Source organism: Loktanella sp. F6476L (genome assembly GCF_023015725.1).
In the GTDB taxonomy this organism is placed as follows: domain Bacteria; phylum Pseudomonadota; class Alphaproteobacteria; order Rhodobacterales; family Rhodobacteraceae; genus Yoonia.
The window spans coordinates 815,874-831,345 of sequence record NZ_JALKAR010000001.1 but is presented as its reverse complement, the minus strand read 5'-3'; the positions used below and the strand labels follow the sequence as shown (position 1 = coordinate 831,345).

The window sequence follows — 15,472 nt, the reverse complement described above, 5'->3', positions numbered from 1 at the left end:
TTGGACGGTAGCCCCAAATTCCTAGAAAGCCGCCGACAATGCTGCTCTTGATCGATAATTATGACAGTTTCACCTATAATCTGGTGCACTACCTTGGTGAACTCGGTGCGGACGTCGTCGTGAAACGGAACGACGCGATAGATGTCCAAGATGCCATGGCGATGAAACCAGAGGCAATTTTGCTGTCACCCGGTCCCTGTGATCCGGCCCAAGCCGGCATTTGCCTTGCCATGACAGCAGCAGCGGCCGAGACCAAGACACCGCTTTTGGGCGTTTGCCTTGGGCATCAAACGATTGGTGAAGCCTTTGGTGGCAAGGTTGTGCGCTGCCACGATATCGTCCACGGCAAGATGGGGACGATGCACCACACAGGCAAAGGCCTATTCGCGGGCCTGCCAACACCGTTTGAAGCCACGCGGTATCATTCCCTGATCGTCGAACGGGAAACGCTGCCAGATTGCCTGGAAATCACGGCAGAGCTAGAAGACGGCACGATCATGGGGATGCAGCACAAGACGCTGCCGATCCACGGCGTTCAGTTTCACCCCGAATCGATTGCGTCTGAACACGGGCATGCAATGCTCGACAACTTTTTGAAAAACATGAAGGTTCCGGCATGAGTGATGCGATGAAGCCCCTGATCTTTGCAGCCAGCGAAGGTCCACTCTCACGCACCCAAGCGGACATGGCATTCTCATTGTTGTTCGATGGTGCAGCAACCGACGCCCAAATCGGCGGATTATTGATGGCAATGCGGGCACGCGGCGAATCCGTGTCAGAATACGCTGCAGCCGCTGCCGTCATGCGCGCGCGGTGCAATGCCGTCCAAGCACCGGCGAACGCGATCGATATCGTCGGTACTGGTGGCGACGGGATGAAAACGCTGAACATTTCTACAGCGACCGCTTTTGTTGTGGCAGGGACAGGCCTTCCGGTCGCGAAACACGGCAACAAGAACCTGTCGTCCCTATCTGGCGCGGGCGATATTCTGACCGAAATGGGCATTAAGATTATGGTCGGCCCAGACGTGGTCGAGGCTGGTTTGCAAGAAGCCAACATCGGTTTCATGATGGCCCCGATGCACCATCCAGCCGTCAAGCATGTGATGCCAACACGCCAAGAACTTGGATGCAAAACGATCTTTAACATATTGGGACCGCTTACAAATCCCGCTGGGGTCAAACGCCAGTTGACCGGCGCATTTGCACCCGATTTGATCTTCCCGATGGCCGAGACGCTCAAAGAGCTCGGGTCAGAGGCCGCATGGCTCGTCCATGGATCGGACGGCACCGACGAAATCACCATCTGCGGCCCGACGGCGGTCGCGGCTTTGACGCCGGACGGTAAAATCTCGTCGCTAGAAATCCACCCAGAGGACGCAGGCCTGCCCGCGCATCCATTCAAGGACATTCTTGGCGGAACCCCGGCAGACAACGCAGTGGCGTTCCGTGCCCTGCTCGACGGTGCCGAAAACGCCTATCGCGATGCAGTTCTGCTGAACGCGGCTGCGGCCTGTGTCGTAGCGGGCACTGCCGATGGTCTGAAGCAAGGCGTTGATATGGCACGTGAAAGTATCGACAGCGGCAAAGCAAAAGCTGCGGTCGAATCTTTGGCACGTGTCACTTCAGCCGCGTAATGTTTGACACCAGCCGACTTGGGGCATGGGCGGATCTGCCGTTTTTCAACGATGATTTGCCCAACATCAGCGAACAGCTTGCAGAACAGGCGTTCCTGCCGCCTGCACGGCTAACTTTCAAGGCGCTTGAAGACACGCAGCCTGATGCGACCAAGGTCGTGATCATCGGCCAAGATCCCTATCATACGCTTGGCAAAGCGGACGGTTTAGCGTTCTCAATCCCGGATGGTTTTGGCGGCAGGCTTGATAGTTTGGGTAATATCTTCAAAGAGATACAGACCGATCTTCACCAATCACGCACCAAAACGTCGCTTGATGATTGGGCAGCACAGGGTGTTCTGCTGTTGAACACAGCGCTTACCGTCCCGCCCGGTCAGGCAAAAGCGCACGCCAAAATTGGCTGGTCAAAACTCGTGGTTCAGGTCTTACAGCACCTGACCAATAAACCCCGCGCCTTCGTTCTTTGGGGTGGTCCAGCAAAGACCTACGTCAAACACATCACGGGACCGCACCTGATCCACAGCTCGGCGCATCCATCACCTTTGTCGGTGCATCGCGGCTTTTTCGGCTCGCGCCCATTTTCAACAGTGAACCAGTGGCTTATTGAACAAGGGAACACACCGATAAACTGGGCGGACCCGCAATGACCGAAACGATCCTCGACAAGATCAAAGCCTACAAACTCGAGCACGTCGCGGCCTGCAAAGCGGCAGTGCCACTGGCAGACGTCGAAGCCAAAGCCCGCGACGCGAGCCCGACACGCGGTTTCGCCGACAAATTGGCGCAGGCAACCCGCGAAGGATACGGCCTGATTGCAGAGGTCAAAAAGGCCAGCCCGTCCAAAGGATTGATCCGCGCCGATTTCCACCCCGCAGAACTTGCCAAAGCCTACGAAGACGGTGGTGCGACCTGCCTGTCTGTCTTGACCGACGGCCCGTCCTTTCAAGGTGCCGATGAATACCTTGTCGCGGCACGTGCGGCGACCAACCTGCCCGCTCTGCGTAAAGATTTCATGTACGACACCTATCAGGTGGCCGAAGCGCGCGCATTGAACGCCGATTGCATCCTGATCATCATGGCCAGCGTGTCCGACAGCCAAGCGCAAGAACTCGAAGATGCAGCTTTTGGCTGGGGCATGGACGTCTTGATCGAAGTGCACGACCAAGACGAACTCGAACGCGCGACTGCGTTGAAATCGCCGCTGATGGGCATCAATAACCGCAATCTAAAGACATTCGACACCACGCTCGATACCACGCGGACCCTGTCCAAACTGGTCCCCGCCGACCGTCAGATTGTTGCGGAAAGCGGCCTGACAGGCCCTGACGATCTGGCTGATCTGGCCCGTTATGGCGCGCGAACGTTCCTGATCGGCGAAAGCCTAATGCGGCAGGAAGATGTAACTACAGCCACGCGAACTCTGCTTGCTAACCCCTTGATGTCAGGACGCTAAATGCCGGAGCTCAACCACTTTGACGCCGATGGACAAGCGCACATGGTCGATGTATCGGATAAGCCCGTCACCGACCGGATCGCAACGGCGCAAAGTTGGATCAAGATGACACCACAAACCCTTGAACTCATTAAACAAGGGACCGCCAAAAAGGGTGACGTTCTGGGCATCGCGCGGCTTGCTGGTATTATGGCGGCCAAGAAAACATCCGACCTGATCCCGCTGTGCCATCCGTTGCCGATCACCAAAGTGACCGTCGATCTGACGCCCGACGACACTCTGCCCGGTGTGCAAATCACAGCGACGGTCAAAACCTCCGGCCAAACCGGTGTCGAAATGGAAGCGCTCACCGCAGCCTCCACCGCCGCCCTTACCGTCTACGACATGGTCAAAGCGGTGCAAAAAGACATGGAAATCGGCGGTGTCCGCGTGACACTCAAAGACGGCGGCAAATCGGGGCGGTTCGAAGCGGAATGATCACCGTCGCCGAAGCCCAAGACCTTTGCCTCGCCCCTCTGGCCACGTTGGGCGCTGAAACGGTTCCGCTGGCCGAGGCCGCTGGTCGCACCTTGATCCGCACCGCGGAATCCACGCGCCCGCAGCCCCCGTTTGCAGCCTCCGCAATGGATGGCTATGCCGTTGCGGCAGACGCCGTCTCGCCGAACGCAACTTTTCGGGTTATCGGCGAAGCGGCGGCTGGACACGCTTGGGACGGGATCGTGCAAGCGGGCGAAGCTTTGCGTATTTTCACAGGCGCCCCTATGCCCATCGGCACAAGCCGCGTTGTAATCCAAGAAGATGTCAGCCGTGACGGCGATATCATCACATTGAACGACGCACTTGATACATCGGATTATGTGCGCCCTATCGGGGCGGATTTCCCCGACGCATTTGAACTGAGGGCCCCGCGCCGCCTGACGGCATCTGACATTGCCCTGCTGGCGGCGATGAATGTCGCCACCGTTAACGTCGCGCGCCGCCCGCATGTCGCGCTTATCGCCACTGGCGACGAATTGGTCATGCCCGGCGGTGATCCGCGTCCAGACCAGATCATCGCGTCCAATATCTTTGGCCTCAAAGCACTGATCGAGGCAAACGGCGGCACCGCTGATATCCTACCAATCACCGCTGATACCAAAGACGCACTGCACAATACATTCACCACCGCGATCTCGGCTGATTTGATCGTGACGATTGGTGGCGCGTCTGTCGGCGACCACGATCTGGTCGGCGAAGTGGCGCAGGATTTCGGCCTAGATCGTGCGTTCTATAAAATCGCCATGCGTCCCGGTAAACCGTTGATGTCAGGCACGATGCGCGACAAGCCTTTCCTTGGGCTACCGGGTAATCCTGTATCGGCAATGGTCTGCGGCCACTTGTTTTTATTGCCGATGTTGCGGCGGATGGCCGGACTGACGGATGTATTGCCGCAGGTTGTGACAGCCACCCTCGCCGCCGACCTGACCCGCAATGGCCCCCGCGAACATTACATGCGCGCACGGATCACCGAAACCGAAGATGGACGCATGATCACCGCCCATTCCCGCCAAGACAGCGCCCTTCTGACTGTCCTGTCAGACGCAAACGCATTACTGATCCGCCCGATCAATCAACCTGCTCTGCAGGCTGGAACATCCGTGAAGGCAATACAACTTTAACGTTGCAAGTTGACACAAAACAAGAACATCGATAGAACATATCCCAAACAGGTCAGCAACATGACCGACAACAATGGGAAACCGGCGATGCTTACGAAGAAACAACTCGACCTGCTCGAATTCATCCACGTCCGCGTGCAGCGCGATGGGGTGCCGCCATCGTTTGATGAAATGAAGGAAGCGTTGGATCTGCGATCTAAATCGGGGATTCACCGGTTGATCACGGCCCTTGAAGAACGCGGGTTCATTCGTCGCTTGGCACATCGTGCGCGTGCGCTTGAGATCGTGAAAATGCCGGACGCCCTGTCCCAGAAACTTGAAAAGAAAAGTGCAGGCTTCACACCGCGCGTTGTTGAAGGCGGCAAGCCGGATCAAACGCCACCAGCTGCGATGCCGGTTGAGGCGGACGGGTCTGTCAGCCTGCCGATGATGGGTCAGATCGCGGCTGGTGTGCCAATCGAAGCGATTGCACATGCGTCGCATCAGGTGGCCGTTCCCCATTCGATGCTTGGCAAAGGCGAACACTACGCCCTTGAGGTCAAAGGCGATTCCATGATCGAAGCCGGAATCAACAGCGGCGATGTTGTGATCATTCGCGAAACGACGACTGCTGATAACGGCGATATCGTTGTTGCATTGGTCGAAGATCAGGAAGCGACGCTGAAGAAGTTTCGCCGGTCTAACGGCGCCATCGCTTTAGAAGCTGCGAACCCTGCTTATGAAACGCGTGTATTTCGCGATGATCAGGTGAAGGTGCAAGGCCGTCTGGTGGGTTTGATCCGCACCTACTGATCGGCTTGCGCAAACTGCGGGCGATCGCGTTGCAAAATAAACGATAAAGCGGCGGTATCCCCGTCGCTTTTTGCTGTCCAAGGGCGGTCGCCTGTCACGGCATGGGCTGATGTAATCGACAGATCGCCATCCTCGGTAAGTGACAGACCCAATGATCCCGTTTCGCGCAAGCGTTCGATATCAAAAACCGCACAAGGGCGTGGGCCAACTTCGCTCTGGTTGCTGATCAGGATATCCGCTCCGTCACACCCCCGAACCGCGGCAAGTGCCGTCTTTCCAGACACTTGTAAGATACTCCAATCGCCAAGCTTTGTCGAAAAATGTCGCACGCGGCGTGTGATCCCGTCGCGCGTGGCTGCGATATCTTGCGCGACGGGTGCGCCGTCATTTTCAAGCCAAACACCTGTCACAAAACCATCCCCGCGCGGCTTGCTTAATGCACGGCCAGCGTCGGTCATACGCCCGATCATCCCACCGCTATCAGCGATCAAAATTGCCGGGCGCGTCGCTTGTGACCAAAACCCGAAGGCAACCAAAGCGACCGCGACGCCTACATATTTCAAACGGCCCTGCCATAGGATCAGCCACATCAAACCGCCCGCGAGCACCGGAAGGACAAACCACTGCGGTGCCATGACATGACCCACCGCGCCGTCCTGCGCCGACACGACGCTGGCTACCCACAATATCCATTTTAGACCGACGCCCATAATCGCGAGACCAATCCAAGCGAGCCCAAACGGTGCAAGACAAGCTGCCAAGACAGCGGCTGGCATGATCAACGCGCCCATCAACGGTACGCTCAGCAGGTTTGCGATCAGGCCGTAATGGGCGATTTGATTGAAGTGCGCGGCGGCGAAAGGCGCTGTGGCTACCCCTGCGACGAAGGACGAGATGACGACGGAAATGACGCCCCTGCTCCATTTGGGCCAATGCTGCCAGTTCACATGCCGCAGTTGCCGGAACACAAAAACGAGCGCTGCTGTGGCTGCGAACGACATTTGAAAACCGGGACCGGTGAGCGCTTCGGGTTGCAACACCAAGATGATGATCGCAGCGATTGCGACGGCCCGCATCGTCAATGCTGGCCGCCCCAACATCACGGCGATCAACATGACAGAAACCATCGTAAATGCGCGTTCGGTCGCGACATTTCCGCCCGACAATGCCAGATACCCTGCCGCCGCCATCAGCGCACCGAAAGCAGCTATCTTCTTGACGGGCCACAACAATCCGATGCGCGGGATCATCACGAGAATGAGACGCAGCACGGCAAACACAAAGCCCGTGAGCAGGCCCATGTGTAGACCAGAGATCGCCAGAAGATGCGCCAGATTGGACGCCCTTAGGTTCGCCAAGGTCTCTTGCGACATGCCTGATCGGTCGCCGCTCATGATGGCGGCTGCGAATGCCCCCGCTTCACCTGACAGCGTGTCCTGCACCCCGCGTGATACCGCCATGCGCGCCTCGAAAACGCGTAATCCAAAGCCTCCCTTTTCTGCAGGTGCCAATCGGATCAAGGGGTTACGGATGTATCCGACCGCGCCTAGTTGCGCGAACCATGCGTGCCGTTGGAAATCAAAACCACTCGGTTCGGCGGGCCCCGAAGGCGGTGATAGGTGCCCCGTGGTCGCTAATATCTGCCCCGGTCTGACAGGTACGGCGGGCATGGAACCATGAATGGAAATGCGCACCCGTTCGGGTGTTCGGTCTGGCGATAGCCGGTTGAGAAAGACCTGATCCAAGGTTAGCCGCAGCGCGTCGCTGGCCGACCTGTCGATCCCTACGACTCGGCCTTCGATTGGCCCGTAGTAGCGGAACGACAGGACCGGTTCTGCGACGGCTTCGGTACGCCATTTCGCCACACCAACCCCTGCCCCGATCAGCGCCAATGCCAGCAAAATCGGCCTGTGACCTACGTGCACAATGCGTGCACAACCCGTGCACAGCAGCGCCGTGGCTAAAACGGTCATCACAAACGGCCAAGACGGTTCAAACCTGATCGCGAAATACCAGCCGATCCCGCAGGCCAAGCAAAGCGGCACCCAGCCAATCAAATGGCCCCGCTGCGCAAGCAATGCGCCAGTCAACAAGTCCCTGATATTCGCAAGCGGGCGCACTTGTCCTCCGCCGGTTTGCTGCGTATTCCGCAGGTCTGATCCACACCATGTCCAATCATGGTGAACGAAAGGTTAAAATCCGATGTCTGATACACCCGTCGTCACACGTTTCGCCCCGTCGCCCACCGGTGCATTGCACATTGGTGGCGCGCGCACCGCTTTGTTCAACTGGCTTTATGCCCGTGGTCGCGGCGGCAAATTTGTGCTGCGGATTGAAGACACGGACAAAGCGCGGTCAACGGACGAGAACACCAAAGCAATTTTGGATGGTCTGACGTGGCTTGGGCTTGATTGGGATGGTGAGCCCGTGTCGCAAGCCGCCCGCGCAGATCGTCATGTTGAGGTCGCACAGCAGATGCTAGCCGACGGCACGGCGTTCAAATGTTTTGCAACCCAAGACGAAATCGAAGCGTTCCGCGAAGATGCCCGTGCGAACAAGACCTCGACGCTGTTCCGGTCGCCTTGGCGCGATGTGGCAGAGGTCGATCACCCCGACCTGCCCTATGCGGTTCGTGTGAAAGCCCCGCGCGACGGGTCCACGACTTTGCACGATGAGGTTCAAGGCGATGTGACGTGGTCCAATGACCAGCTCGACGATATGATCATTCTGCGGTCTGACGGCACGCCGGTTTATATGCTGGCCGTTGTTGTCGACGATCACGACATGGGCGTGACCCATGTGATCCGCGGCGACGACCACCTTGCGAACGCATTCCGCCAGAACATGATTTACGACGCGATGGGCTGGGATAAACCGACGCTTGCGCACATCCCGCTGATCTTTGGGCCGGACGGCAAGAAGCTGTCAAAACGTCATGGTGCGACTGGTGCCGCTGAATATCAAGCGATGGGTTATCCGGCGGCTGGCATGCGGAATTATCTGGCGCGACTGGGCTGGAGCCACGGCGACGATGAATTTTTCAGCGATGCGCAAGCAAAAGAGTGGTTTGATCTGGGCGGCATTGGCAAGTCGCCATCGCGCTTTGATTTCAAAAAACTGGACAACATTTGCGGTCAGCACATTGCAGTCGCAGACGATGCTGCACTGCTGCACGAAATTGAGGCATTCCTAGCGGCAACTGACGCCACGGCACTGACAGCACAGCAACGTGATGGGTTGAACGCCGCGTTGTATTGCCTGAAAGAACGCGCGAAGAAATTGCCAGATGTCCTTGATAAAGCACACTTTATCCTGACTTCACGTCCCATCGTTCCTGACGAGAAATCAGCGAAATCACTTGATGATGTACACAAAGGTATACTGAGAGAATTGACGCCGCAGTTGCAAAATGCTACGTGGTCCCGAGACGCCTTGGAGGGTGTCGTTTCTTCCGTGGCAGAGGCCAATGAGACGAAACTCGGTAAGCTGGCGGCCCCGTTACGTGCGGTGCTTGCAGGGCGAACCGCGACTCCAAGCGTGTTTGATATGATGCTTGTTCTTGGCAAGGATGAAACGTTGGCGCGTCTGCAAGACGCCACAGCCTGAAACCTTTTCGTTACGTTTCATCGTTACGGGAGACATGAACAACGCGACCACGCCGCGCGGGCCAGAATGGAATGCGCTTCAGAAGGGGAATAAAATGACCGACACACCTAAGACCGCGACGCTCACGATTGATGGGCAGAGCTACGAACTGCCGATCCACTCCCCGACTGCTGGTCCTGACGTTATCGACATCCGCAAGCTGTACGCGCAAGCGGGTGTTTTCACATATGACCCAGGTTTCACGTCAACTGCGGCCTGTGACAGCACGATTACGTTCATCGACGGTGACAAAGGCGAATTGCTGCACCGTGGTTATCCGATCGACCAGTTGGCTGGTCAGTCGCATTATCTCGAAGTGTGCTACGCGCTGCTGTACGGCGATCTGCCGGACGCCGAAACGCTTGAGAAGTTCGAAAAGCTTGTGACCAATCACACGATGATCCACGAGCAGATGCATAACTTCTTCCGTGGTTTCCGCCGTGATGCGCACCCAATGGCCACGATGGTTGGTGTTGTGGGCGCGATGTCTGCATTCTACCATGACAGCACGGACATCAACGACGAACACCAGCGTGAAGTTGCATCCATCCGTCTGATCGCGAAGATGCCTACGATTGCTGCGATGGCTTATAAATATTCCATCGGTCAGCCGTTTGTGTACCCGCGCAACGATCTGGATTACGCGTCCAACTTCCTGAACATGTGTTTCTCTGTCCCTGCGGAAGAGTACAAAGTTGATCCGGTGCTCGCTAAAGCGATGGACCGGATCTTTACGCTGCACGCGGATCACGAACAGAACGCGTCCACGTCTACTGTGCGTTTGGCATCGTCTTCTGGCGCGAACCCGTTCGCGTGTATCGCTGCTGGTATTGCGTGTCTGTGGGGTCCTGCCCACGGTGGTGCGAACCAGGCATGTTTGGAAATGCTCAAGGAAATCGGTTCTGTTGACCGTATTCCTGAGTTCATCGCCCGTGCGAAAGACAAGAACGACAGCTATCGCCTGATGGGCTTTGGCCACCGCGTTTACAAAAACTTCGACCCACGGGCGACCGTGATGAAGGAAAGCGCCGACGAAGTGCTGGAACTGCTGGGTGTTGAAGACAACCCCCTGTTGCAGGTCGCGATGGAGCTTGAAAAGCAGGCGCTGGCTGATCCGTATTTCGCTGAAAAGAAACTGTTTCCGAACGTCGATTTCTATTCCGGAATCATTCTGGAAGCGATGGGTTTCCCGACATCTATGTTCACGCCGATCTTCGCGATGGCCCGGACCGTTGGCTGGATTTCCCAGTGGAAAGAACAGCTGGACGATCCACAGTTGAAAATTGGTCGTCCGCGTCAGTTGTACAAGGGTGAAACAGCCCGCGATTATGTCGCGCCAGACAAGCGCTAAGACTTTGGGGTCGCCTTCGGGCGGCCCTTTTCACATGCTGACCACTGAACGCCTTATTCTACGCGCCGCGCGCCAAGATGATCTGATGGATCTCCACGCGATTTTTCGCGATCCGCGGGCGATGCAGTATTGGTCGACCCCACCCCATGACAGCCCCGAGCGGACCCAAGAAAATCTGGACCGGATGATGGCCGCAGCCGATCCGTTGCTCTATTTCGTGATTGAAATGGATGGCACTGTCGTGGGCACCGCAGGCGGTCACGGCGAGGGCGAAGTTGGGTTTATCCTGCATCCTGACTATTGGCGGCGCGGTATCGTGCTAGAAGCTATGCGCGCGATTTTGCCTCACATCTGGAACGCGACTTCGCTGACACGTGTTTTTGCGGATGTTGATCCGAACAATACCGCTTCGACCGGATTACTGGTGGCGCTTGGGTTTCACGAAACCCACCGTGCGCCAAACACCTATTGTATCAACGGGGTATGGTCTGACAGCGTTTATTTCGCGCTTGATCGACCCACATCTTAACCCGATCAAAATCAGTTTTGCCGTAGTTTCAGGCGATTGCGGACAACTTTCGGTCGCAATCCGCTTTTACCGATGCGCTACAAGAAAATTTTTGAAAGATGGATACACATGAGCGGATGTACAGCCCCAGCAACGTCAATGAGCTTCACCCTTGAAGGTCAGGTCAATGTCAGCATCACAATTACCGAAGTTGACGGCAATTTGCAGTTCGATTTGCAAGTACTCGACGACACTGGTGAAATTGGCGACCTGAACGCAATTTACTTTGACCTGTTCGACGATAGCCTCACAGGTGGCCTGAGCGTCACAGGTGACGACGTCACAGGAACGGCATTCAAAGTTGACGGCGTGACGAAAGTTGACAACTTCACAAACATGAACGGCGAAGTCGTGAAGGACTACGGCAAATTCGACGGTGGCGTTCAGTTCGGCACACAGGGTATGAGCACTGACGATATCCGCAGCACCTCTTTCACCCTGTCACACGAAACAGTCGATCTGACATTGGCTGATTTCAACCTTCAGGACTTTGGCGCGCGCCTCACGTCAGTTGGTACAGAAGACGGCGCACGGGAAGATTCCCTGAAACTTGGCGGCACAGCCCCAGAAGTGCCTGAAGGCCCAACCGAGCCAACAGAAGCTGCCGTTGACGATACCATGACCGTCTTGGAAACTGCCGGGTTTGGCCGTGGCGACACGTTTGATTTCCTCGATTCCGGCGAAGCGTCGATCCTTGCCAATGATCTTGGCGATTGCGACGATCCTTACACCGGATCCGTGGTCAGCATGAACGGTACAACCATTGATCCGATGAGCACACAAAGCACACCGACAATCATCGCAGGTGACAATGGCGGGATGTTGCAGATCACAGCCGACGGCGCGATCAATTTCTCTGCTGACAGCGTCGATGGCACCAACACCTTTGCCGCACTGAATGACGGCGAATCCGCTGTGACAAACTTTGTTTACACCCTTGAAGGCGGTTCGACTGCGACCCTTGAGGTCACAGTCAATGGCATCGGCACCGACGGTGGTGGCGGCGGCGGCGGCGAAACCGACGCCTTCATGATGTAAGAACCCTTAGCGGCCCTCGTAAACCGGGGGCCGTTTTTGCAGGAAGGATACGACGCCTTCTTGGAAGTCGCGTGTTTGGCCACATTTGCCCTGCAATTTGGCTTCGAGTGCGAGTTGCTGTTCGAATGTATTCCCGCTGGATTCGCGCAGCGCCGTTTTCACGTGCTGGTAGGCAACCGTCGGCCCTGCTGCCAGTTTGGCCGCCCGCGCCTGCCAATGCGCTTCAAATTCATCTGCCGCGACGCATTCATAGATCATGCCCCAATCGGCCGCCTGTTCCGCACTGATTTTATCCGCGAACAGGGCCGCGCCCATCGCACGGGCAGTACCGATCTGGCGCGGCAGGAAGTGCGTGCCGCCTGCATCAGGGATCAGACCGATGCGTGTGAAGGCCTGCACGAAATAAGCCGCATCGCTTGCAATAACCACGTCGAACGCCAAAGCGAGGTTCGCGCCAGCACCCGCCGCTGGGCCGTTCACCGCCGCAATTGTCGGGATTTTGCAGTCAACGATGGCCCTCAGCATCGGCACGTATTCGTCCCGCAACGTCCGTTCCAGATCGAGTGCTGCCGCATTGCCGCCGTCGCCCAAATCCTGACCGGAACAGAAGGATTTCCCCTGCCCCGTCATCACCAGCACCCGCGCTTCGGCTTCGGCGGCTTTGACTGCGTGCGTGATTTCGGCGCGCATCTGTGTGTTCAACGCGTTCATGACCTCAGGCCGGCGCAGCGTGATCACCGCCACGTCGTTTCTGATCCAAAGTTTGATTGCCCGATATTCCATGTTCACATTCCTTGACTGCCGCTGACCAGATCAGCCGCTTTGGTCTAACCTAGTGAACCCGTCAGTCTAGAAAAGAGGAACCGAACGTTACGACCGCAAAATCTTGTCTAATGCGGTCTGTTCTTCGTCGGTGAGCGTGCCGTTGGGCGTTTCGGGTATACGTCGAATCGTGGACCAGCCGATCCCGAGTGCCGCAAGGAACAAGCCGGGTGCGGCCAGCCATAAAATCCAGTTCGCGCCGGAGACCGTTGGCGTCAGCAGCACATATTCGCCGTAGCGGGCCACGAGGTAGTCCAGAATATCCTGATCGCTGTCGCCTGCGACGAGGCGTTCCCGCACGATAATCCGCAGTTCTTTGGACAGGTCTGCGTTGGATTCGTCGATGCTTTCGTTCTGGCAAATCGGGCAGCGCAGCCCTGCGGACAGATCGCGCGCACGGCTCTCCAAGACTGGATCGTCGAGCATTTCAGACGGCTCCACGGCCCAGAGCGGGGAAGCGAGCAAAGTGAGGGTCAGGATCAGACGTTTCATTCCGCTGGTCATTCTGCTGGTACCGCCGCTGTGCGTTTCGGCTTTGCCGCACCCGCCCCGACGCGCAGCCTGCGGTCGGTCAAGGAAATCAGTGCGCCTAATGCCATCAGCATGCAGCCACCCCAAATCCAGTTCGCGAAGGGTTTGATATAGATACGCATCGCGTAGCCGCCGTTGGCCTGCGGTTCGCCAATCACGACGTAGAGATCGCGTAAGATGCCGTTGCGGATCGCCGCTTCGGTCGTTGGCATTTGCGCGACTGGATAAAACCGCTTTTCGGGGTACATCACGGTGATGTCACGCCCGTTTTTCGCAACGCCCACTTCGGCCATGGTGGTCACGTAGTTCGGCCCTTCAGCGCGGATCACGTCCTGCAAGGTGAATGTGTAGGCCCCCACGTCATAGCTGTCGCCAAGGTCTGCCACGCGGATATCTTCGGTTTCCCAAGCAAGGATCGCGGCCACACCAAAGGTTGTGACACCGACGCCGATATGCGCGACCGATTTGCCCCAATCCGCACGTGGCAGACGTTTGATCCGGCGCCAACGGCCCGCAAGGTTTTCACGCCCGCCGCGCAACCACAGATCAAGCAGCGCACCGCCGACAACCCAGACGCCTAGCGCTACGCCGACAGGTCCAAGTGCGGACCGCCCGCTTTGCAACGCGTAGGCCAAAGCACCTAGTGAAATCGCGAGCAATGCCCAACCCCAGAGCGGCTTTTTCGCGCGTGTCAGCGTGCCACGTTTCCATGCCAGCAATGACCCGATTGGCAGAACCAGCGCTAAGGCGACCATGAACGGTGAAAAGGCCGCGTCAAAAAACGGCGGGCCAACGGACAGGGTGCGTCCCCAGACCATTTCGGCCACCAATGGCCAGATGGTGCCGATAAAGACGACAAAACAAGACACGGCCAGCAGGATGTTGTTCAGGACAAGCGCGCTTTCGCGGCTGACCGTGCCGAATACGCCGTTTGCTGCGAGTACGCGTGCGCGGGCGGCGTAAAGCGTCAGTGATCCGCCGACAAAGAACGCAAGGATCCCGAGGATGAACACGCCGCGTTCTGGATCGTTTGCGAAGGCATGCACGGACGTCAAAAGGCCGGACCGCACGATGAAGGTGCCAAGCAGAGAGAAACCGAATGCGAGGATCGCCAGCAGGATCGTCCAGCTTTTCAACGCTTCACGTTTTTCAACAACGATCGCGGAATGCAGCAAGGCGGCTGCGATCAGCCATGGCATGAAGGATGCATTTTCAACCGGATCCCAGAACCAGAAACCGCCCCAGCCAAGCTCGTAATACGCCCACCATGACCCAAGGGCGATGCCCACAGTCAGGAACATCCACGCGGCTAACGTCCAAGGGCGCACCCAGCGGCCCCATGCGGCGTCCACGCGTCCTTCGATCAGGGCGGCGACGGCGAATGAAAACGCCATGCTAAGGCCCACGTAGCCGAGGTACAGAAATGGCGGATGAAACGCGAGACCGGGGTCTTGCAAGAGCGGGTTCAAGTCTTGACCGTCAAACGGCGGCAAAGCCAGCCGATCAAACGGGTTCGATGTGAACAAAATGAAAGCGTAAAACGCAACGGAAACGGCCGATTGCACCGCCAACACGCGGGCCCGCAGGGTTTCGGGCAGACCGCCGTCAAACCAAGCGGCACAGCCGCCGAACAGCGTCAGGATCAACAGCCAAAGCAGCATTGACCCTTCGTGGTTGCCCCAAACGCCGCTGATTTTATAGAGCATCGGTTTCAGGCTATGCGAATTCGTCGTGACAACGCGCAGCGAAAAATCGGACGTGACAAATGCCCACGTCAGGGCGGCGAAGGCAAAGCCGACCAAGATGAACTGTGACGTTGCGGCGGGTTGCGCCATGGCCATCCACCCGCGCCAGCCTTTATGGGCACCGACCAATGGAATAACCGTCTGCGCAATCGCGACAACAAAGGCCAGGATCAGGGCGAAATGGGCGAGTTCATTTATCATATGCCCGATATAGCACCGCCCCTCATTCTAGG

15 protein-coding genes are annotated in these 15,472 nt (G+C 57.3%); 11 read left to right on the top strand and 4 right to left on the bottom strand.

Annotated features, from left to right (window positions below; translation table 11 throughout):
* The first annotated feature begins 38 nt into the window (after positions 1-38).
* From MWU61_RS04190 to lexA, 7 genes are all read left to right on the top strand, one after another.
* Entirely contained in the window at positions 39-620 is a 582-nt protein-coding gene (locus tag MWU61_RS04190; protein WP_247126988.1) for an aminodeoxychorismate/anthranilate synthase component II, read from the top strand.
* Complete coding sequence (trpD, locus tag MWU61_RS04185; RefSeq protein ID WP_247126987.1) at positions 617-1,636, top strand: anthranilate phosphoribosyltransferase; 1,020 nt, start codon at positions 617-619, stop codon at positions 1,634-1,636. Before MWU61_RS04190 ends, trpD begins: the two co-directional genes overlap by 4 nt.
* A complete protein-coding gene (locus MWU61_RS04180) occupies positions 1,636-2,283 on the top strand; it encodes a uracil-DNA glycosylase (RefSeq protein WP_247126986.1) in 648 nt (215 codons plus the stop codon). Before trpD ends, MWU61_RS04180 begins: the two co-directional genes overlap by 1 nt.
* Positions 2,280-3,089: an indole-3-glycerol phosphate synthase TrpC gene (gene trpC, locus MWU61_RS04175; RefSeq protein ID WP_247126985.1), complete on the top strand. Its 810-nt coding sequence runs from the start codon at positions 2,280-2,282 to the stop codon at positions 3,087-3,089. Before MWU61_RS04180 ends, trpC begins: the two co-directional genes overlap by 4 nt.
* Positions 3,090-3,566: a cyclic pyranopterin monophosphate synthase MoaC gene (gene moaC, locus MWU61_RS04170; RefSeq protein WP_247126984.1), complete on the top strand. Its 477-nt coding sequence runs from the start codon at positions 3,090-3,092 to the stop codon at positions 3,564-3,566.
* A complete protein-coding gene (glp, locus tag MWU61_RS04165) occupies positions 3,563-4,747 on the top strand; it encodes a gephyrin-like molybdotransferase Glp (protein WP_247126983.1) in 1,185 nt (394 codons plus the stop codon). Before moaC ends, glp begins: the two co-directional genes overlap by 4 nt.
* A gap of 87 nt (positions 4,748-4,834) precedes the next feature.
* Positions 4,835-5,539: a transcriptional repressor LexA gene (gene lexA / locus MWU61_RS04160; protein ID WP_247127215.1), complete on the top strand. Its 705-nt coding sequence runs from the start codon at positions 4,835-4,837 to the stop codon at positions 5,537-5,539.
* Here lexA and MWU61_RS04155 read toward each other — a convergent pair.
* Positions 5,533-7,629: a ComEC/Rec2 family competence protein gene (locus tag MWU61_RS04155; protein WP_348645571.1), complete on the bottom strand. Its 2,097-nt coding sequence runs from the start codon at positions 7,627-7,629 to the stop codon at positions 5,533-5,535. The genes lexA and MWU61_RS04155 overlap by 7 nt on opposite strands.
* Before the next feature lie 112 nt (positions 7,630-7,741).
* On the opposite strand from MWU61_RS04155, the gene gltX reads away from it, so the two are divergent.
* From gltX to MWU61_RS04135, 4 genes are all read left to right on the top strand, one after another.
* Positions 7,742-9,145, top strand: coding sequence for a glutamate--tRNA ligase (gene gltX / locus MWU61_RS04150; RefSeq protein WP_247126982.1), 1,404 nt, complete (start codon positions 7,742-7,744; stop codon positions 9,143-9,145).
* 94 nt (positions 9,146-9,239) lie between these two features.
* Positions 9,240-10,535: a citrate synthase gene (gene gltA / locus MWU61_RS04145; RefSeq protein WP_247126981.1), complete on the top strand. Its 1,296-nt coding sequence runs from the start codon at positions 9,240-9,242 to the stop codon at positions 10,533-10,535.
* A gap of 34 nt (positions 10,536-10,569) precedes the next feature.
* Positions 10,570-11,064: a GNAT family N-acetyltransferase gene (locus MWU61_RS04140; RefSeq protein WP_247126980.1), complete on the top strand. Its 495-nt coding sequence runs from the start codon at positions 10,570-10,572 to the stop codon at positions 11,062-11,064.
* 108 nt (positions 11,065-11,172) lie between these two features.
* The gene (locus tag MWU61_RS04135) at positions 11,173-12,141 is read left to right on the top strand and encodes a VCBS domain-containing protein (protein WP_247126979.1); all 969 of its coding nucleotides are present in this window, start codon (positions 11,173-11,175) and stop codon (positions 12,139-12,141) included.
* A 6-nt stretch (positions 12,142-12,147) separates the two neighbouring features.
* On the opposite strand, the gene MWU61_RS04130 is transcribed toward MWU61_RS04135, so the two are convergent.
* The 3 genes from MWU61_RS04130 to MWU61_RS04120 all read right to left on the bottom strand — a co-directional run bounded on the left by MWU61_RS04130 (position 12,148) and on the right by MWU61_RS04120 (position 15,440).
* Positions 12,148-12,924 (bottom strand): enoyl-CoA hydratase-related protein, encoded by a 777-nt coding sequence (locus MWU61_RS04130; RefSeq protein ID WP_247126978.1) that lies wholly within the window; start codon positions 12,922-12,924, stop codon positions 12,148-12,150.
* Positions 12,925-13,011: 87 nt separating this feature from the next.
* Complete coding sequence (locus MWU61_RS04125) at positions 13,012-13,455, bottom strand: cytochrome c-type biogenesis protein (RefSeq protein WP_247126977.1); 444 nt, start codon at positions 13,453-13,455, stop codon at positions 13,012-13,014.
* 8 nt (positions 13,456-13,463) lie between these two features.
* A complete protein-coding gene (locus MWU61_RS04120; RefSeq protein WP_247126976.1) occupies positions 13,464-15,440 on the bottom strand; it encodes a heme lyase CcmF/NrfE family subunit in 1,977 nt (658 codons plus the stop codon).
* Positions 15,441-15,472: the final 32 nt, after the last annotated feature.